Raw genomic sequence first — 22,523 nt, forward strand, 5'->3', positions numbered from 1 at the left:
AAGCGATTTTCCGGCGCGGCGCATGGGTTTCCCGGGCAAGTGACAGGAGATCCTCGAGTATTCGAGTCAACCAGTCGGCCGGGACGTCGTCAAGGTCAAACGTAATCACGAGTTGAGATTTCGCGGGTCACTCAACGCACAGGAATGCAGCGTTGAGCGACCCGCATTCGTGGCTCACCCGGTGACATCCGTGAATGCCTGTCGAAGCTTTTCGGACACGATAGGACCGAGCTGCCGCATGGGCTCCGGGTTCATCATGTGGGTGTGCAGGCAATCTATCCTCTGGAAATGGATTTCACCGGTGAGATAGGGGTCCCACACCCCGGGTTCCAGCGTGTGCTCCTTCTCCCCCTCGGTGGCGGCCAGGATCAACGTCGGCGCGGACACGGGCCGCGGGGCCGCGTCCAAGGCCAGCCGGGCATTGCTCATCGTCACTTCCAACAGGGCTCCGACCTCGGTTTCCGTGAGGCCGGCCAGGGCGGTGTTCTTCGTCTGCAGGATGTCCATGACGCTCTCGTGGCCGAGCGACTCGGCCTCCTCGTCATCCAGCTCGACGTCGAACAGCGCCAGCATGGCCCGGTATATGTCCGCCACCCGCGCCTTGGCCATTCCTTCTTCCACCTCCCGGCGGTCGGCGGGGCTGACCGGGAAGCAGTCGAGCAGTGTCAGCAGTCCCACCTCTCGCCCTTGCTTTTCCAGCAATGCCGCGATCGCATGGGCAACACCGCCGCCGAATGACCAGCCGAGAAGGTAGTAGGGGCCTTCCGGCTGAATCCGGAGAATGTGCTCCAGATAGTCCTGGGCCGCCTCCTCCACTGATTCCGGCAGCTTTCCCCCCGTCAGACCGCGGGCCTGCAGAGCGTACACCGGAATATCCTGGTCGAGGTGCGGGAGAAGGCCGGCATAGCACCAGCTCAGCCCGCTGCCGGGGTGAATGCAAAAGAGCGGGCTGCGGGTGCCGTGCGTACGCAACGGTAGAAGGACGTCGAGGGCGTTTTCCTCGCCGGCGGCGTCGAGCCGACCGGCCAGGCCGGCCACGGTGGGCGTCTCGAAGAGCACCCGCAACGGCAGCTCCACACCGAAGGCGTCACAGATCCGGACGAGGAGCCGGATCGCCGTCAGCGAATGACCGCCGAGTTCAAAGAAGCTGTCATCGACACCGACCCACTCCACGCCCAGGACCTCGGCGAACAGCCGGCACAGCATCTCCTCGTGCGGCGTTCGGGGCGCGCGCCGGCCGGGGCCCGCGTAGTCGGGGGCGGGCAGGGCCCTGCGGTCCAGCTTGCCGTTCGGGGTCAGCGGGATCTCGTCGAGGGCCACCACCGCCGACGGCACCATGTACTCCGGCAACCGCTCGGCCAGATGGGCCCGCAGCCCCTGGGCATCGAGCTCCGTCGTGCCCTCGCCGGGCACTGCGTAGCCGACCAGTCGCACGTCGCCCGGACCGTCCTCGCGGGCGACGACCACCGCTCGCCGTACCGACGGATGCGACGTCAAAGCGGCCGCGATCTCCCCTGGTTCGACACGGAATCCACTGATCTTCACCTGCTCGTCCGCGCGCCCGGCGAACTCCAGCTGCCCGTCCACGCGCCACCGCGCCAGGTCTCCCGTACGGTACATCCGCGCCCCCGGCTCGAACGGGCACGGTACGAACCGTTCCGCGGTGAGGCCGGGCTGGCCGAGATAGCCGCGGGCGACCTGGACGCCGGACACATACAGCTCGCCCGTCGTCCCCGGCGGCACGGGCCGCAGCCCGGCGTCGAGCACATAGGCGTGCGTGTTCCAGAAGGGGCGGCCGATCGGCACCGGGCCAGAGGGCGTCTCCACGCCCGCCGGCAGGGTGAACTGTGCACAGTTGACGGTCAGCTCGGACGGCCCGTACGCATTGATCAGGGTCACGTCGGGGTGCTCGGCACGCCAGGGTCCGACCGCCTCGCCGGTCAGCGCCTCGCCCCCGAGTATCAGCGTCCCGCCCGGCAACCACTCCTCGGGCAGCGCCTCCAGCAGCGGCAGCTGCGACGGGCTCGCCTTCAGGAACGTCACCGGGACGCCGTCCGGGCCCTCGCCGCCCTCCGCACGCGACGGCGGCTCTTCGAGCCCGTGAAGACACACCCGGCCGCCGCTGAGGAGGGTGGTGTACAGGGCCGTCACCGTGAGGTTGAAGGCGAGCGGTGAGTGCACCAGCGTCGCCCCACGCGCGGCTGGGTAGTGGTATGTCGCCCAGGTCAGGTAGTTCATCACCGAGCGGTGCTCGATCACCACGCCCTTCGGCCGCCCCGTCGAACCGGACGTGTAGAGCACGTACGCGGGGTGCCGGGGCAGCAGCGGGGCGGTGCGGTCGGCGTCGGACAGGTCGTGCGACGGCAGTCCGGCCAGCGCCGCCGCGGTCTCCGGGTTGTCGGGCGCGAGGTAGACGTGGTCCGTCGCCGGGAGCGCGGACCGCGCACCGGTCGTGGTGAGCACGCACACCGGCCTGGTGTCGTCCAGGACGTGGACGAGCCGCTCAGCGGGGTATCCGAGATCCAAAGGCACGTAGGCGGCCCCGGTCTTCAGCACAGCGAGAAGCGCGACCAGCGCCTCGGGCGAGGCCGGCACGGCCAGGCCGACGAACCGCTCGGGGCCGACGCCCTGCCCGGCCAGATGGTGGGCGAGCCGGTTGGCGCGCGCGTTGAGCTGTCCGTAGGTGAGCCTCGATCCCCCGGCCTCCACCGCCACCGCGTCCGGGGTGGCCTGCGCCTGAGCCTGGAAGCGCTCCACGAGGGTGGTGTCCGGGACGGCCCGGCCGGTGTCGTTCCACTCGTACAGCACCCGGTGGCGTTCGGCGTCGGTCAGGACGTCGATCTCACCAACGGGCCGCTGCGGGTCGGCGACCAGCGCCTCGGCGACCTTGCCCAGCCGGTTCACGAGCGCCTCCGCGGCCTCGTGGTCGAACAGGTCGGTGGCGTAGCGCAGCGCGCCGGCCATCCCCGCAGGCGCACCGTCGTCGGCGAAGTGCTCGGTGAAGAGGAAGTCGAGGTCGAATTTGGCGGCCACGGTGCCGGTCTCGGTGAAGCGGACGTCGAGTCCGGGCAGGGTCAGTTCGGCCCGGCCGGTGTTGCCCAGCGACATCATGACCTGGAACAGCGGGTGCCGGGACGAGGACCGGCCGGGATTGAGGATCTCGACCAGCCGCTCGAAGGGAAGGTCTTGGTGGGCGTAGACGTCCAAGTCGGCCTTGCGGACCCGGCCGAGGAGCTCGGTGAAGGTGGGATTGCCCGACAGGTCGGTGCGCAGCACCAGGGTGTTGACGAAGAACCCGACCAGATCGTCGAGAGCCTCGTCGGTGCGGCCGGCGATCGGGGTACCCACGACGATGTCGTCGCCGGCACCCAATCGGGCAAGCAGCACCGCCAAGGTGGCCTGGAGCGTCATGAAGACGGTCGCTCCGGACTCGGCCGCCAGGTCCACCAGCGCGCGGTGCACCGGCGCGGGCAGCTCGAACACTGCGGTCTCGCCTGCGTGACCGGGCTGGTCGGGGCGGGGACGGGAGGTGGGCAGAGCCAGCTCTTCCGGCGCGCCGTCCAGCGTCCGCCGCCAGAACGCCACCTGCTGGGCCAGGGCGCTGTCCGGGGCGTCCTCGTCACCGAGCACCTCCCGCTGCCACAGCGTGAAGTCGGCGTACTGGACGGGGAGCTCGGCCCACTGCGGGGCGTTGCCTCGGGTGCGCGCGGTATAGGCGGCGGCCAGGTCCTTGGCCAGTGGTGCCAGGGACCAGCCGTCACAAGCGATGTGATGCAGCAGCATCAGCAGGACGCAGTCGTCGGGGCCGGTCTCCAAGAGCCAGGCGCGCAGCGGCACCTCGGTGGCGAGGTCGAATCCGTGCCGCGCCGCGGCGTCCAGCGCCGCGGGCAGCTCCTCCTCGGTGACCGCCCGGGTCTCCCAGCCGATCCAGGCCCGGTCCATATCCAGCACCAACTGGCGGGGCTCGCCGTCGACTTCGGGGAAAACCGTACGCAGCGACTCGTGCCGGGCGACCACGTCCCGCAGCGCGGCGTGCAGCGCATCCCGGTCCAGCCGGCCGGTCAGCCGCAGCGCCAGCGGCATGTTGTACGTCGGCGAGGGGCCCTCCAGCTTGTGCAGGAACCACAGGCGGCGCTGCGCGTACGAAAGGGGTAGGGCCCCGGGGCGGTCCATCGCGACCAGCGCGGCGCGTGCCCGGCCACTGCCGGCCAGGCGCCGGGCGAGCCCGGCCACGGTCGGATCGTCGAAGACGGTGCCGATGGGCACCTCCACCCCGAACGTGCCCCTGATCCTGCTGACCAGCCGGGTGGCGAGCAGGGAGTGGCCGCCGAGGTCGAAGAAGCTGTCGTCGATGCCGACCCGCTCCAGGCCGAGCACCTCCGCGAACAGCCCGCACAGCGCGACTTCCTGAGGGGACCGCGGCTCGCGGCCTGCGCTGAGCGCTCCGTAGTCGGGTACGGGCAGCGCCGTGCGGTCGAGCTTGCCGATGGGGGACAGCGGCAGCCGGTCCAGGATGACGAAGGCTGCGGGGACCATGTACTCCGGCAGCCAGCTGCGCAGCTGGGCACGGAGTTCCCGGTTCAGCTCGATCAGCCGACGGGATCTGGCGGGGCTGTTGGCGTGCTGGGCGTGGGCCCGGGTCGCCTGGGAGCCGCGGTAGGCGGCCACCGGCGAGGCTGTCCCGGCGGGCCGGAAGACGGCGTCGAAGGCGTCGTCCCGGCCGGAGTTCGACCAGGTCGCCACGGCCTCCATGCCCTGAACGCCAGCGATTTCGTACACCGCCTCCGGGTCGAGGCCGGCGTCGGTGGCGGTCTCCTGGTCCGCGCCGCCCCCCTCGAAGGAGCTCAGCGCCCGGTGGTCGGCCCGCAGCCGGGCGTTGGGCACGTCGGCCAGGCGCAGCCCACCGGGATGGTCACGCAGCACCGCCGCGAGCCCCCCTGCAGCGGCGCCCACCGCCTCCCAGGAAAGCTCCGGCAGGCTGTCCACCGTCATCGTGTCGACGGGGGACTTGTGGATCACCACGTCGTAGCGGTAACGGGAGAGCTCGTTGGCGTGGCCGGCGCGCTTGAGACGGATGTCGACGCCACCGGCGTCCGCCAGGGTTTCGGCGAGCATGACGAAGAAGTCGGGAGCGAGGAGCAGTTCCTCTTCCTCCATGACTCTCTGCTCCACCAGCGCCCGTGCGGCGTCCCGGACCGCGAGTGCGTCCGGGAAGGTGTCCGTGCCGACGGCCTGCCGGTGTGCGACCACCCCCGCCTGGAGGTGGCGCAGCAACCGCAGGTTGCGAATGTCACCGAGGAAGAGGGAACCGCCGGGAACCAGCAGGTCCAGGCTCTTGCGGATGACGTCGGTCAGGTAGTCGGCGTGCGGGAAGTACTGGGTCACGGAGTTGACGACGATGGTGTCGAAGAAGTCCCGTGGCAGGCCCGAGGTGTCGTCGGCGGCCTGGGCGCGTAATTCGACGCGCTCCGCGAGATCCCCCCGGGCCGCCGTCCGCGTCCGCAGGCTCTCGATGGCCGACGCCGAGAAGTCGGTGCCCCAGTAGGCGTCACAGTGCGGTGCCACCTGCGACAAGATCAGACCGTTGCCGACGCCCAGCTCCAGGACCTTGCCCGGCGCGAGCCGCAGGACCTCCGCGACGGCCGAGGAACGCCACTCCTGCATCTCGCTGAGCGGTATCGGCTCTCCGTCGTAGCTGCTCGTCCAGATCCCGAAGTCCTCCCAGAAGCCGCCGCGTTCGGCCTGACCCTGGTACACCGACTCATAGACCTCCTGCCAGGAGTCGACCTGACGGCCGGCCTCCGCACAGTCGTAGCGGTCCGCCCAGTCCTCGTCGGGTACGACGTAACCGACCAGCTGCGGGTCGCCGTTGTCCTCGCGGACGAGCACGGTGGCCGCGGCGATACCCTCCTGCCGGGACAGCGCGGCCTCGACCTCGCCCAGTTCGATACGGAAGCCGCGCACCTTGACCTGGTCGTCGGCCCGGCCGACGAACTCCAGTCGGCCGTCGGCACGCCATCTGACGAGGTCGCCGGTGCGGTACATCCGGTCGCCGGGCGCGTCGAACGGGTTCGCCACGAAGCGTTCAGCGGTGAGCCCGCAGCGGCCGCGGTAGCCGCGGGCCAGGCACGGGCCGGCCAGGTAGAGCTCGCCGACGACGCCGTCCGGGGTCGGCCGCAGCCGCTCGTCCAGCACGTACGCCCGGGCGTTGCGCAGCGGCAGGCCGATCAGAGGCGGGCCGTCCGCCGGTCCGGTCACCTCGGCGGCAGTCGCCCAGACCGTAGCCTCGGTCGGGCCGTAGAGGTTGACCGCGCCGCCGCCCTGGGCGTGCAGCCGCCCGGCCAGCTCGGCGGGCAGCGCTTCGCCGCCGACGAGCAGGCGTACGCCCGACAGCCCCTCCGGGGCCCGCGCCAGGATCGAGCGGTACATCGAGGGCGTGGCCTGGAACACCGTCGCACCGCGGTCGGCGATCAGCCGCCGCAGGGCGACCGGGTCCTTGGCAACCTCCGCGGTGGCGATGTCCACGCTCGCACCGGCGAGCAGCGGCGCGTAGATCTCCACGGCGGCGATGTCGAAGGTGATGGTGGTGGCGGCCACCATGTGGTCGTTCCGGGTCAGCGGGACGCGGGCCAGAACGGCGTCGAGGAAGTGGCTGATGCTCATGTAGGAGATCACCACCCCCTTGGGGTAGCCGGTCGATCCCGAGGTGTAGATGACGTATGCGGCGTGTTCGGGATGGATCGGCATTCGGCGCTCGGCATCAGTCACCTCGTCCGCCGCGAGGGCACTCAGCCGGTCCTCCACGTCGGCGTCGCCGAGCAGGAAGGACAGTGCCGGCAGCGGGTCGGGCAAGCCGGCACGGATGGCCGCGGTGGTGATCAGGGCGGCGGGGGCGGCGTCGCCGAGGAGGTACGCCAGCCGGTCGGCGGGGTGGGCCGGGTCCAGCGGCAGATAGGTCGCGCCGGCCTTCATGACGGCCAGCATCGCCGCGACCATGTCCACCGAGCGGGGCAGCGCCAGCGCCACCACGCTCTCCGCGCCGACACCGCTGTCAAGGAGCAGCCGCGCCAGCTGGTTGGCGCGCCGGTCCAGCCGCCCGTAGTCCGCCTCCTCGTCGCCGGCGCGCACCGCGAGCGCGCCGGGGGCCAGCGCTGCCTGCCGCTCGAACCGCTCGTGCGGCCAGAGGGCGGGCGGCGGGGCCGCGAGACCGTTGCGGGTGACCAGCACCTCGGTCCGCTCGTCGGCGGACAGCAGTTCGACGTCGCCGATACGCACCGCCGGGTCGCTCACCACCGCGCGCAGGAAGTGCTCATACCACGCGACGATCTTCTCGGCTGTGGCATGGTCGAACAGTTCGGTGGCGTACTCCAGCGTTCCGCTCAGCCCACCGGCCGCGCCCTGGTCCGTCTGCGCCTCGGTCAGGCTCAGGAACAGGTCGAACTTGGCGCTGTCGCTGTCCAGCGGGTACGGCGTGGCCTCGATGTCGTGGAGACTCAGCGTGGCCGTGTCCATGTTCTGGAGCGCAAACATCACCTGGAACAGCGCGTTGCTGGCCTGCGACCGGACCGGGTTGAGCGCCTCGACCAGGTACTCGAACGGCAGGTCCTGGTGAGCGTACGCGGTCAGCGCGCCGTCCCGGACACGCGCGAGGAGCCGGTCGAAGGCCGGGTTGCCGCCGGTGTCGGTGCGCAGCACCAGGGTGTTGACGAAGAACCCCACCAGGTCGGCCAGCGCCTCGTCGGTGCGACCCGCGAGGGGGACGCCGACGGGAATGTCGTGGCCGGCGCCGAGCCGGGTGAGCAGGGCGGAGAACGCCGTCTGCAGGACCATGAAAAGGGTCGACTGGGATTGGGCAGCGACCGTACCCAGTCCGGCGTGCAGCTCAGCGTCCAGGGTGAAGGGAAGGACCTCGCCGCGGTAGCCGGCGACGGTGGGCCGCGGGCGGTCCGTGGGCAGTTCGAGCTGGGCGGGGATACCGTCCAGCGCGTTCTTCCAGTACGCGAGTTGCTGCGAGACCAGGCTGTCCGGGTCGTCGGTCCGGCCGAGAAGTTCCTGCTGCCAGAGCGCGTAGTCGGCGTACTGCACGGGCAGCGGCTGCCAGTCGGGGGCCGCCCCGGCGAGCCGGGCCTCGTACGCCCGGGCGAGGTCACGCATCAGCGGTGCTCGCGAGGCGCCGTCGGCGACGATGTGGTGCATCAGGAGCATCAGCACCGGCCCGTCAGCGGCGGCGGAGGCATTCGGTACGAAAAGCCGTGCCCGCACCGGTGGTTCGCCGTCGAGGTCGAAGCGGTGGCCGACGGCGTCCTGTACTGCCTGGTGCAGCCGTTCCGGCGCCACCACCTCCGTGTGCAGGGGCAGTCGGGCCTCTGCAGGGTCGAGCACGACCTGCCGCGGTTCACCGTCCGTCTCACGGAAGACCGTTCGCAGCGACTCGTGCCGGTCCACCAGGTCGTGCAGCGCCGCCTGCAGCGCCTCTTGGTCCACCGCTTTCGACAGCCGGATCGCGAAGGGCCAGTTGTACGCGGCCGACAGCCCCTCGAGCCGGTGCAGGAACCACAGGCGGCGCTGGGCGAAGGAAAGCGGCACCGCGTCCGGGCGCGGGCGGGGTTCCAGCGCCGCACGGGCCCGGCCGCCCACGTCCAGCCGGGGAGCAAGACCGGCCACGGTCGGCGCCTCGAAGACCTCGGAGATCGGCACCTCGACGCCCAGGACCTGACGGATCCGGGCGACCAGTCGGGTGGCGAGCAGGGAATGCCCGCCCAGCTCGAAGAAGCTGTCATCGATGCCGACCCGCGCCACACCGAGTACGCCCGCGAACAGGCCGCACAGCACCTCCTCCCGCGGCGTGCGCGGCGCGCGGCCGCCGCTGGTGGCGCCGAACTCGGGCGCGGGCAGGGCCCGTCGGTCCAGCTTGCCGTTGGGCGTCAGTGGGATCTCGTCGAGGGCCACCACCGCCGACGGCACCATGTATTCCGGCAGCCGCTCCGCGACATGCGCGCGCAGAGCGGCGGCGTCGAAACCGGTGGGGGCGGTGGACGTCGCGCCGTCCGTGGCCGGCCCCGTCCGCGCCTTCGGTACGACGTACCCGACGAGCCGGGTGTCGCCCTGCTCCGTCCCGTGGGCCGCGACGGCGGCCTGCCGTACGTCCGGGTGGTCCTGGAGGGTGGCTGCGACCTCGCCCGGATCGATCCGGAATCCGCGGATCTTGAGCTGCTCGTCGGCCCGGCCCGCGTACTCCAGATTGCCGTCCGGACGCCAGCGTGCCAGGTCGCCGGTCCGGTACATCCGTACGCCGGGCTCGAAGGGGCAGGCCACGAACCGCTCCGCGGTGAGGCCGGACCGGCCCACGTAGCCACGGGCCAGTTGCACACCCGCGATGTACAGCTCGCCCACCACACCCGTCGGCGCAGGCCGCAGCCGGTCGTCGAGCACATAGGCCCGGACGTTCCAGAACGGCCGGCCGATGGGCACCGGGCCCTCGGGCAGCTTGTCCTTCGGGCCGATGCGGTATTCGGTGACGTTGACCGTCGTTTCGGTCGGCCCGTAGGCGTTGACGACCGTGACCCGACGGTGCTCCTTGCGCCACTGCGCGAGGACATCGGCGGCCAGCGCCTCGCCTCCGAGGATCAGCATCTCGCCCGGCGACCACTGCCCGGGCAGCTCCTCCAGCATCGGCAGATGCGAGGGGGTGGCCTTCAGAAACGCCACCGGGACGGTGTTCTCGCGGGATGCGAGGTCGTCGAGGGTGGACAGATAGACTCGGCCGCCGACGGTCAGGGTGGTGTACAGGCCTGTGACGGTCAGGTCGAAGGCCACGGACGTCGGGACCAGGGTCGCGCCACGGGCCGCCGGATAGTGGTGGGTGGACCAGTTGAGGTAGTTGACAACGGCGCGGTGCTCGACCAGCACACCCTTGGGGGTGCCGGTGGAACCTGAGGTGTAGATCACATACGCCGGGTGCGCCATCTCGACCTGGACCTCGGGGTCGGTGTCGGGGAGGGCGGACACATCCCGCGCCATCGACGCCTCGTCCAGGACAACGACGGGTCCGGCGTCGGCGCGCAGGAAGGCGCGCCGCTCTTCCGGGTAGTCCGGGTCGATCGGTATGTAGGCGCCGCCGGCCTTGAGCACTGCCAGCACGGCCACCACCAGGTCCACCGAGCGCGGCAGTTCCACCGCCACCAGCTTCTCCGGACCGACCCCCTGACCGATCAGCCAGTGCGCCAACCGGTTCGCCCGCACGTTCAGCTCCCCGTACGAGACCGACTCCGCACCGCACACCAGCGCAACAGCATCCGGGGCACGGCGCACCTGGGTCTCGAACAGCTCGGACAGCGTCGCCTCGGGCACCTCGACAGCCGTGTCGTTCCACGCCGTCACCAGCTCCCGGCGCTCAGCCTCCGCCAGCAGCTCCACCCGCCCGATCGGCAACGACGGATCCGCCACCACCTGCTCCAGCAACCGCACCCACCGCGCCAACAACCCCTCGACCGTCCCCCGGTCGAACAAGTCCGTCGCGTACTTCAGTGAGCCGAGGATGCCCCCGGGACCGCCGGATGCGTCATGGCGCTCCATCACGTTCAGCGAGAGGTCGACCTTAGCGGTCTCGATGTCGACGGCCTCGCCGCTGACCTCCAGTCCGGGCAGCTCGAACTCGGCGACAGGGTTGTCGGAAAGGACCAACATCACCTGGAAGAGCGGGTGGTGCGCGGTAGAGCGCCGGGGGTTGAGCAGCTCCACCAGATGCTCGAACGGCACGTCCTGATGCTCGTAAGCGGCCAGACTCGTCTCCCGGACCCGGCCCAGCAGCTCCTCGAAGCTCGGATCGCCCGACGTGTCCGTGCGCAGCACCAGCGTGTTCACGAACAGGCCGACGAGATCGTCGAGCGCGTCGTCCCGCCGACCTGCGACAGGCGAACCGAAGGGGATGTCCGTCCCCGCGCCCAGCCGGGTCAGCAGCGCCGCGAACGCGGCCTGCAGGGCCATGAACACCGTGGCACCCGAGGCACGGGCCAGCTCCGCCAGTCGGCGGTGCAGTTCCTCATCGAGGGTGACGTTCACGGACGAGCCCGCGTACGAGGCGTGCGCGGAGCGGGCCCGGTCGGCCGGCAGCGCGATCCGCTCCGGCAGCCCGGCCAGCGTCCGGCGCCAGTGGTCGACCTGCCCGGAGTACAGGCTCTCCGGATCGTCCTCGTCGCCGAGGAGTTCGCGCTGCCACAGGGTGTAGTCGATGTACTGCACCGGCAGGTCCGCCCACCGGGGCTCCTCACCCCGCTTGCGCGCCTCGTACGCCTCGGCCACATCGCGCGCCAGAGCGCCCAGCGACCAGCCGTCACCCGCGATGTGGTGCAGCAGCAACAGCAGGACGCAGTCGTCCGGACCGATCTCGAACAGCCAGGCACGGAAGGGCGTTTCACCGACCAGGTCGAATCGGTAGCGGGCGGCGGCGTCCAGCGCGGCCGGGAGCTCCGTCTCCGTGACGGAGCGCTGTTCCCAGCCGAACCCGGCGTCGTGCACCTCGAGCACCACCTGGTGCGGTTCGCCGTCGTTCTCGTGGAAGACCGTACGCAACGGCTCATGCCGGCCGACCACATCACGCAGCGCGGCCTGCAAGGCCTCCGAGTCCACCGCGCCCCTGAGCCGCAGCGGCAGCGGCATGTTGTAGGTCGCGGACGGGCCCTCCAGGCGGTGCAGGAACCACAGGCGGCGCTGCGCGAACGACAGCGGCACCACGTCCGGGCGTTCCCTCGGCTCCAGGGCCGTACGCGTCGAGCCACCGATCCCCAGCTCCTCCACCAGCTGGGCCACCGTCGGCGACTCGAACATGACGTAGAAGGGGATGTCCATATCGAGCTCGGTACGGACCCGGTTGACGAAGCGGGTGGCGAGCAGGGAGTGGCCGCCGAGGTCGAAGAAGTTGTCGTCGATGCCGATCCGCTCCACGCCCAGCACCTCGGCGAACAGCGCGCAGAGGGTCTCCTCCTGGGGGGTTCGCGGGCCACGGCCGGCTTCCGCGACCGCGTAGTCCGGCACGGGCAGGGCGTTGCGGTCCAGCTTGCCGTTGGAGGTCAGCGGCAGCTGCTCCAGCACGATCGCGGTTGTCGGCACCATGTAATGCGGCAGCCGTTCCGCCAGGTCGCCGACGAGTGCGGCCGGCTCCACCGGCATCTCTCCGTCCGGCACCACATAGGCGACGAGCCGCCGATCACCGGGGGTGTCCTCGCGGGCCACCACCACCGCCTGCCGGATGCCCTCGCGGGCGGCCAGCAGGGACGCGATCTCACCGGGCTCGATCCGGAAGCCGCGGATCTTGACCTGCTCGTCGGCGCGGCTCAGGTACTCCAGGCGGCCATCCGTGCGCCACCGTACGAGGTCACCGGTCCGGTACAGCCGCGCACCCGGCTCGAACGGAGAGGCAACGAACCGCTCGGCCGTCAGCCCCGCCCGCTTCACATAGCCACGGGCCAGACCCTCGCCCGCCACATACAGCTCGCCCGCGACCCCCGCGGGGACCGGCCGCAGCTCCTCGTCCAGCACGAACACCCTGGTGTTCGCCAGCGGACGGCCGATGGGCACCACGCCGTCGCCGGACAGGGGCTCGCTCATCGACACACAGACGGTCGACTCGGTCGGACCGTAGGCGTTGATCACCCGACGGCCGGCCGACCACCGCGCCACCAGCTCCGGCGCGGCGGCCTCACCCGCCAGCACCACCGTCGCCAGCGCCGGCAGGGCCGACTCAGTACCGGCGGGCAGCGCGCCCAGCACCGACGGCGGCACCGTCACATGGGTGACACCCTGTTGGGTCAGCGCCTGGACCAGCGTCTCACCGGCCAGCCCGCCGGTCTCGGACAGCACCAGCGCGGCACCAGAGCCGAACGCCATCGCCATCTCCGACAGCGCCGCGTCGAAGCTCGGCGACGCGAACTGCAGCACCCGGCTGTCGGACGTCACGGCGAACCGCTCGATCTGCGCAGTCACCAGACTCGCCACACCGCGGTGGGTGACCACGACGCCCTTGGGGGTGCCGGTGGAACCTGAGGTGTAGATGACATACGCCGGGTGGTCCTTCTCGACCTCGGTCTCGGGGTCGGTGTCGGGGAAGCCCGACAGGTCTCGCAGGTGCCGCGCTGTCGACGCCTCGTCCAGAGTGAGGACCGGGTCGGCGTCGGCGCGCAGGAAGGCGCGCCGCTCTTCCGGGTAGTCCGGGTCGATCGGTATGTAGGCGCCGCCGGCCTTGAGCACCGCCAGCACGGCCACCACCAGGTCCACCGAACGCGGCAGTTCCACCGCCACCAGCTTCTCCGGACCGACCCCCTGACCGATCAGCCAGTGCGCCAACCGGTTCGCCCGCACGTTCAGCTCCCCGTACGAGACCGACTCCGCACCGCACACCAGCGCAACAGCATCCGGGGCACGGCGCACCTGGGTCTCGAACAGCTCGGACAGCGTCGACTCGGGCACCTCGACAGCCGTGTCGTTCCACGCCGTCACCAGCTCCCGGCGCTCAGCCTCCGCCAGCAGCTCCACCCGCCCGATCGGCAACGACGGATCCGCCACCACCTGCTCCAGCAACCGCACCCACCGCGCCAACAACCCCTCGACCGTCCCCCGGTCGAACAAGTCCGTCGCGTACTCGACGACGGTGGCGATACCGTCTGGCCGGCCGTCGTGGTCACGGCGCTCGATCACGCTCAGCTCAAGGTCGGCCTTCGACCGGCTCAGCTCCACACCTTCCAGCTCCGCCTGGAGGCCCGGCAGGTCGAAGGATGCCTCTGGAGCGTTCTGCAGACCGAGGATGACCTGGAAGAGCGGGTGGTGCGCGGTCGAGCGCTGGGGATTGAGCAGCTCCACCAGATGCTCGAACGGCACGTCCTGATGCTCGTAAGCGGCCAGACTCGTCTCCCGGACCCGGCCCAGCAGCTCCTCGAAGCTCGGATCACCCGACGTGTCCGTGCGCAGCACCAGCGTGTTCACGAAGAACCCGACGAGATCGTCGAGCGCGTCATCCATCCGGCCGGCGATCGGCGAACCCAGCGGGATGTCCGTACCGGCACCCAGCCGGGTCAGCAGCGCCGCCAAACCGGCCTGCAGCACCATGAACACCGTCGCGTTCGCACCCCGCGCCAGCTCCACCAGCCGCCGGTGCAGCTTCGACTCCAGCGAGAACGTCAGATGAGCGCCCGCGTAAGAGGCAACCGCCGGGCGGGGCCGGTCGGTGGGGAAAGTCACCTGCTCCGGAAGGTCCGCCAGCCGCTCGCGCCAATAGGCGACCTGGGTCCCGAAGAGGCTGTCCGCGTCGGACGACTCCCCGAGCAGTTCGCGCTGCCAGAGGGCGTAGTCGGCGTACTGCACCGGAAGGGGCGTCCACTGCGGAGCGCGGTTCTCCGCCCGCGCCGTGTACGCCTCCACCACGTCCCGCGCCAGCGGACCCATGGACCAGCCGTCACCCACGATGTGATGCATCAACAACAACAGCACACAGTCGTCCGGACCGGTCTCGAACAGCCAGGCACGCACCGGAATCTCACGGGACAGATCGAAACCGTACCGAGCCGCCTCCTCCAACGCACCCGGCAGTTCCGCCTGCGTGACCGTACGACGCTCCCAGCCCAGATCAACGCTCTCCACATCGAGCACCAACTGATGCGGCTCACCATCGACCTCGGGGAAGACCGTACGCAACGACTCATGCCGGCCGACCACGTCACGCAGCCCGGCCCGCAGCACCCCGGCATCCACCCCACCGGTCAAACGCAGCGCCAACGGCATGTTGTAGGTCGCCGAACGACCCTCGAGCTTGTGCAGGAACCACAAGCGACGCTGCGCGAACGACAGCGGCACCACATCCGGACGCACCATCGGCGCAAGCGCCGTACGAGAGTGCCCCCCAGCCCCCGACAGATACTCCGCCAGACCCGCCACCGTCGGCGCCTGGAAGACCTCCTTGATCGGCAGCTCCACCCCCAGCACGCTGCGAATGCGGCTCACCAGACGCGTAGCGAGCAGGGAGTGCCCGCCGAGGTCGAAGAAACCGTCGTCTATACCGACCCGGTCCACGCCCAACACCTCGGCGAACAGACCGCACAGCACCTCTTCGCGGGGTGTCCGCGGTCCGCGGCCGCCGGCCGTCACCGCGTAGTCCGGTTCCGGCAGCGCCCGGCGGTCCAGCTTGCCGTTCGGGTTCAACGGCAGCCGGTCCAACACCACCACCGCCGACGGCACCATGTACTGCGGCACCCGCTCGCCCAGCCAGGCGAGGAGCGGGGCAGGCTCCACCGTGGCGTCCTCGGCCGGCACCACGTAGGCGACCAGTCGTTGGTCGCCGCGCGCGTCCTCGCGGAGCAGCACCGCGGCCCGGTCCACCTCGGGGAACCCGGCGAGGTGCGACTCGATCTCCCCCGGTTCGATCCGGAAGCCGCGGATCTTGACCTGGTCGTCGGCCCGGCCCGCGTACTCCAGCTGTCCGTCCGCGCGCCACCGGGCCAGGTCACCGGTGCGGTACATCCGCGCGCCCGGCTCGAACGGCGAGGCGACGAACCGCTCGGCGGTCAGTCCCGCGCGGCCCGCGTAGCCGCGGGCCAGGCCCGCGCCCATCACATACAGTTCGCCCACCACGCCCGCCGGAACCGGCCGCAGGCCCGCGTCCAGCACGAACGTCCTCGTGTTGGCGAGGGGGCGTCCCACAGGCACGACGCCCGCTCGCACCGCGTCGCCGGTGAGCGCATCGCTCAGGGACACGCAGACCGTCGCCTCCGTCGGGCCGTAGGCGTTGAGCAGCCGGCGCCCCACGGACCAGCGGGCCGCCAGCTCCGGCGGACAGACCTCGCCGCCGGTGACCACGGTCGCCAGATCGGGCAGTCCCGACTCGACGCCGTCGAAGGTCATTTCGCGCAGCACCGACATCGGAAGCTGCACATGCGTGACGGCCTGGTCGGCGAGGACCCGTCGCAGCGCCTCGTTCGAGAGTCGTCCCTCTTCGGGAATGACCAGCGCGGCGCCGACGCCGAGCGCCGTGCACAGGTCGCTGAACGCGACGTCGAAGCTGGGGGAGGCGAACTGCAGCATCCGGCTGTCCGGGCCCACCTCGAGCCGCTCCTGCAGCGACCTGGCGAGGCCGGCGGTTCCCGCATGGGTGACCACGACGCCCTTGGGGGTGCCGGTGGAACCTGAGGTGTAGATCACATACGCGGGCTGATCCCGCCCGACTTCGGTCGCGGGATTGGTGTCGGGGAGGGCGGACACATCCCGCGCCGTCGACGCCTCGTCCAGGACAACGACGGGTCCGGCGTCGGCGCGCAGGAAGGCGCGCCGCTCTTCCGGGTAGTCCGGGTCGATCGGTATGTAGGCGCCGCCGGCCTTGAGCACCGCCAGCACGGCCACCACCAGGTCCACCGAACGCGGCAGTTCCACCGCCACCAGCTTCTCCGGACCGACCCCCTGACCGATCAGCCAGTGCGCCAACCGGTTCGCCCGCACGTTCAGCTCCCCGTACGAGACCGGCTCCGCACCGCACACCAGCGCAACAGCATCCGGGGCACGGCGCACCTGGGTCTCGAACAGCTCGGACAGCGTCGCCTCGGGCACCTCGACAGCCGTGTCGTTCCACGCCGTCACCAGCTCCCGGCGCTCAGCCTCCGCCAGCAGCTCCACCCGCCCGATCGGCAACGACGGATCCGCCACCACCTGCTCCAGCAACCGCACCCACCGCGCCAACAACCCCTCGACCGTCCCCCGGTCGAACAAGTCCGTCGCGTACTCGACCAACGCGTCGATGCCCACCGGGCGACCGGCGTCGTCGTGACGTTCGATGACGTTCACGGCGCAGTCGACGCGCGACACGCCCAGATTCACGCTCTCCGCGTCCGTCTGGAGGCCCGGCAGGTCGAAGGATGCCTCTGGAGCGTTCTGCAGACCGAGGATGACCTGGAAGAGCGGGTGGTGCGCGGTCGAGCGCTGGGGATTGAGCAGCTCCACCAGATGCTCGAACGGCACGTCCTGATGCTCGTAAGCGGCCAGACTCGTCTCCCGGACCCGGCCCAGCAGCTCCTCGAAGCTCGGATCGCCCGACGTGTCCGTGCGCAGCACCAGCGTGTTCACGAAGAACCCGACGAGATCGTCGAGCGCGTCATCCATCCGGCCGGCGATCGGCGAACCCAGCGGGATGTCCGTACCGGCACCCAGCCGGGTCAGCAGCGCCGCCAAACCGGCCTGCAGCACCATGAACACCGTCGCGTTCGCACCCCGCGCCAGCTCCACCAGCCGCCGGTGCAGCTTCGACTCCAGCGAGAACGTCAGATGAGCGCCCGCGTAAGAGGCAACCGCCGGGCGGGGCCGGTCGGTGGGGAAAGACACCTGCTCCGGAAGGTCCGCCAGCCGCTCGCGCCAGTACGCGACTTGCTGCGCGTAGACACTGGTGCTGTCACCCTCGTCTCCGAGCAGTTCGCGCTGCCAGAGGGCGTAGTCGGCGTACTGCACCGGAAGGGGCGTCCACTGCGGAGCGCGGTTCTCCGCCCGCGCCGTGTACGCCTCCACCACGTCCCGCGCCAGCGGACCCATGGACCAGCCGTCACCCACGATGTGATGCATCAACAACAACAGCACACAGTCGTCCGGACCGGTCTCGAACAGCCAGGCACGCACCGGAATCTCACGAGACAGATCGAAACCGTACCGAGCCGCCTCCTCCAACGCACCCGGCAGCTCCGCCTGCGTGACCGTACGACGCTCCCAGCTCAGATCAACGCTCTCCACATCGAGCACCAACTGATGCGGCTCACCATCGACCTCGGGGAAGACCGTACGCAACGACTCATGCCGGCCCACCACATCACGCAGCCCGGCCCGAAGCACCCCGGCATCCACCCCACCGGTCAAACGCAGCGCCAACGGCATGTTGTAGGTCGCCGAACGACCCTCGAGCTTGTGCAGGAACCACAAGCGACGCTGCGCGAACGACAGCGGCACCACATCCGGACGCACCATCGGCGCAAGCGCCGTACGAGAGTGCCCCCCAGCCCCCGACAGATACTCCGCCAGACCCGCCACCGTCGGCGCCTGGAAGACCTCCTTGATCGGCAGCTCCACCCCCAGCACGCTGCGAATGCGGCTCACCAGACGCGTAGCGAGCAGGGAGTGCCCGCCGAGGTCGAAGAAACCGTCGTCTATACCGACCCGGTCCACGCCCAACACCTCGGCGAACAGACCGCACAGCACCTCCTCCCGCGGATTGCGCGGCCCCCGGCCCCCGGTCGTCGCCGCATAATCCGGCACCGGCAGCGCCCCGCGGTCCAGCTTGCCGTTCGGGTTCAACGGCAGCCGGTCCAACACCACCACCGCCGACGGCACCATGTACTCCGGCAGCCCCTCGGCCAGCCGGGCGCGGGCGGCCTGCACCACGTCGCCGATGGCACGGACGGCCAGCGGGTTGTTCACCCACGGGCCACCGGAGACCGCCGGCACGTACACACCGGTCAGGACGGCGTCGCTCATCCGGGCGGGGAGGATGACGGCGTCGAACAGCGCCACCGACCGCGACGACCAGGTCGTCACGACCCGGAGCCCGCGCTCCGCACCCCGGACGACCAGGTCCTCGGGGTCCGCTTCCTTGCCGAAGTCCTCCGCGTCCCGCCCGTCCAGCGCCCGCTCGGCAGCCACCTCGCCGGCCAGCCGTGCATTGGGAATGCCCGTGACCCGCACCGGTTCAGCACAGTCACCCAAGAGCTCGGAGAGATCCGCGTCTCCTGTCCAGGGCACCTGCCGCACCCCGGACACATCCACAACCTGCGTGGGGGCCTTGTGCAGCACCACCTCGTACCGATGCCGCGTCAGCTCGTTGTGGTAGTCACCCCGCTTGAGACGGATATCCACCGCCCCGATTCGCTCGTCCCGAGCAGCTAGACCCGTGAAGAACTCCGGCGCTGCAACCAGCTCCTTCTCCAGCAGCACCGCACGATCCACCACCGTTCGTGCCGCCGCACCGCGGCCGTTGTGCACAGCCGCATGCAAGGCCCGCAACGACCCCGCATGACGCACATCACCGATAACCAGCCGGCCCCCAGGCGCCAGCAGTCCCAACGCTCGGTCCACCACCCGGGCCAGATACTCCCCATCAGGGAAGTACTGCACTACCGAGTTCACCAGCACCGTATCGAAATACTCCGCAGGCAACCCTTCCACGACATCGGCCGCCTGCACGCGCAACCGCACGCGGTCCGCCAGCCCCTCGGCCTCAACCTGCGCCGACAAACGCTCGACCACCGCACCCGACAGGTCCGTACACCAGTACTCCGCCACATCCCGGGCCAGATGTGCCATCAGCAGACCGCTGCCGACACCGATCTCCAGGACCCGGTCGCCATCGAAACCCCGCACCCGCTCCACGGCCGCATCACGCCACGCCCGCATCTCGACCAATGGAATCGGCGTACCTGAATACGAACTCACCCAACCCGAGAAGTCCTCGCCGAACCCGCCCGAGCCTAACCCCGCATAAACCGTGTCGTAGATCTCCCGCCACTCCTCCAGCTGCGCACCCACGCCCCCGGACACCTCGGCGGGAGCGCTCACCCAGGAAGTGGGGGACGCCGCGGCGGCGGCTTCCAGGTCCGGCACCACATAGGCGACGAGCCGCTGGTCGCCGGGGGTGTCCTCGCGGGCCACGACCGCCGCCTGGCGCACGCCTTCGTGGTCGAGAAGCAGGGATTCGATCTCGCCGGGCTCGATACGGAAGCCGCGGACCTTGACCTGGTGGTCGACACGCCCCAGGTACTCCAACTGGCCATCCGCACGCCACCGCGCCAAGTCACCCGTGCGATACATCCGCGCACCCGGCTCGAACGGAGACGCCACAAACCGCTCAGCCGTCAGACCAGGACGATTGACATAACCACGCGCCAAACCCGCACCCGACGCATACAACTCACCCGCAACACCCACCGGAACCGGACACAACCCCTCGTCCAGCACAAACGCCCGAGTATTGGCCACCGGACGACCAATCGGCACAACACCCCCACCCAGAGGACCCGCCATCGTCACGGCAACAGTCGACTCCGTCGGGCCATACATGTTCATCACCCGACGCCCCGGCGACCAACGCGCCACCAACTCCGGCGGCACCGCCTCCGCACCCGCCACCAGACACACGAAATCCGTCAGCTCACCCGCCACCCCCGGCGCCAACGTCGCCACCACCGACGGCGGAATGAACGCATGCGTCACCCGACCCTCGGCCAACACACGCCGCAACTCCTCACCCACCAAACGCCCACGCTCAGGCACCACCAAAGCAGCACCCGCCGCAAACGCCACCAACATGTCCCAAAAAGCAGTGTCGAAACTGGGCGAAGCAAACTGCAACACCCGACTCGACACACTCAGCCCCAACAACTCCATCTCCGTATGCGCCAAGCTCGCCACACCCCGATGCGAAACCACCACACCCTTGGGACGACCCGTCGAACCCGACGTATAGATCACATGCGCAGGATGATCCAACTCAACGACAACCCCCGGATCAACATCCGGGAACCCCGAGACATCCCGCGCCAACGCCTCCTCATCCAGACACAACACCGGAGCCGCATCCGCCAAAATAAAAGCCCGCCGCTCCGCCGGATAATCCACATCCACCGGAACATAAGCACCACCGGCCTTGAGCACGGCAACCACCGCAACCACCAGATCCACCGACCGCGGCAACATCACCCCCACCCGCGTCTCCGGACCGACACCCTCACCGATCAACCAGTGCGCCAACCGGTTCGCCCGCGCATTCAACTCCGCATACGACAACACCTCACCAGCCCGCACCAACGCCGTAGCACCCGGAGCCCGCAACGCCTGAGCCTCGACCAAACTCGCCAACGTCACCAAAGGAACCTCAACAGACGTGTCGTTCCACGCCGTCAACAGCTCCTCACGCTCAGCCTCCGCCAACACCTCCACCCGCCCGATCGGCAACGACGGATCCGCCACCACCTGCTCCAGCAACCGCACCCACCGCGCCAACAACCCCTCCACCGAAGAACGGTCGAACAGGTCCGTCGCGTACTCGACGACCACCTCGATCCCCGTCGGGCCGTCTGCCGGGTCGTGGCGTTCGCTGAGGGAGATGAGGGTGTCGAAGCGCGACGTACCGGAGCCGAGGACCTCCGCCTGCACCTGGAGGCCAGGGAGTTCGAAGTCTCCGCTGGCTGCGTTCTGGAGGACGAGGCACACCTGGAAGAGGGGGTGGTGGGAGGTCGAGCGCTGGGGATTGAGCAGCTCCACCAGATGCTCGAACGGCACATCCTGATGCTCGTACGCCGCGAGGCTCGCCTTACGCACCCGGCCCAGCAGTTCCTCGAAGCTCGGGTCGCCCGCGGTATCCGTACGCAGCACGAACATGTTCACGAAGAAGCCGATGAGGTCGTCGAGGGCCTCATCGGTGCGGCCCGCGATACCAGCGCCCAGCGGGATGTCGGTGCCCGCGCCAAGGCGCGTGAGCAGCGCCGCCATACCGGCCTGCAACACCATGAAGACCGTCGCGTTGGCGTCCCGCGCCAGCCCCACCAGCCCTCGGTGCAGCTCCCGGTCCAGCTCCAACGTCAGCTGGGCACCCTCGTAGGAGGCCACCGCCGGGCGGGAGCGGTCGGTGGGGAAGGTCACCTGCTCCGGAAGGTCAGCCAGCCGCTCCTTCCAGTAGGCGACCTGGCGTGCCAGCACGCTCTCCGGGTCCGATTCGTCGCCGAGCAGCTCGCGCTGCCAGAGCGTGTAGTCGACGTACTGCACCGGCAGTTCGGACCACTGCGGATCCCGTTCCTCGACACGGGCGGTGTACGCCTCGGCCAGGTCACGTGCGAGCGGGCCCATCGACCAGCCGTCGCCGGCGATGTGATGCACCAGCAGCAGCAGGACACTGTCCTCGGGACCGGTCTCGAACAGCCAGGCACGGACCGGTATGTCGCGGGAGAGGTCGAAGCCGTAACGCGCCGCCTCCTCCAGGACCTCCGGCAGCTCCTCCTCCGTCATGGGCCGACGTTCCCAGTCGAGCCGGGCATCCGTCGGGTCCAGCACCAGCTGATGCGGTTCACCGTCGGCTTCGGGAAATACCGTACGCAGCGGCTCGTGCCGCTCCATCACGTCCCGCAGAGCGCCCTCGAGTGCCTCCGCGTTCACCCTGCCCTTCAATCGCAGCACCAGCGGCATGTTGTATGTCGCCGACGCCCCCTCCAGCTTGTGCAGGAACCACAACCGGCGCTGCGCAAAGGACAACGGGATCACAAGCTCTTCCTTCTTCCTGCCTACTGGAGCACAGCTGAGATGTCGGTCAGATATCTAGAGATGTCAAAACTAAAGGCGTCCGCGGCCAAGGTGAAGAGAGTGAGGAAGTGCAACGTGAAGGTTGGACACGGGAAACCGGCCGCCCTCAGGGCCGTGCGGCGGTATATGCCGGTTCAACGGCCCCGTGATGAAGACCACGGTGGATCACCGGAATCCACTCGACCACGGAACTTCGCCCGTTCGTCGCATGGCTGGTC

General features: G+C 69.8%; 1 protein-coding gene. It reads right to left on the minus strand.

The window, feature by feature from the left end:
* Positions 1–174: 174 nt before the first annotated feature.
* A complete protein-coding gene (locus tag S1361_RS05315) occupies positions 175–22,320 on the minus strand; it encodes a non-ribosomal peptide synthase/polyketide synthase (RefSeq protein WP_279577652.1) in 22,146 nt (7,381 codons plus the stop codon).
* Positions 22,321–22,523 lie beyond the last annotated feature (203 nt).

Origin of the sequence: Streptomyces cyanogenus, assembly GCF_017526105.1 — a bacterium.
GTDB lineage: Bacteria > Actinomycetota > Actinomycetes > Streptomycetales > Streptomycetaceae > Streptomyces > Streptomyces cyanogenus.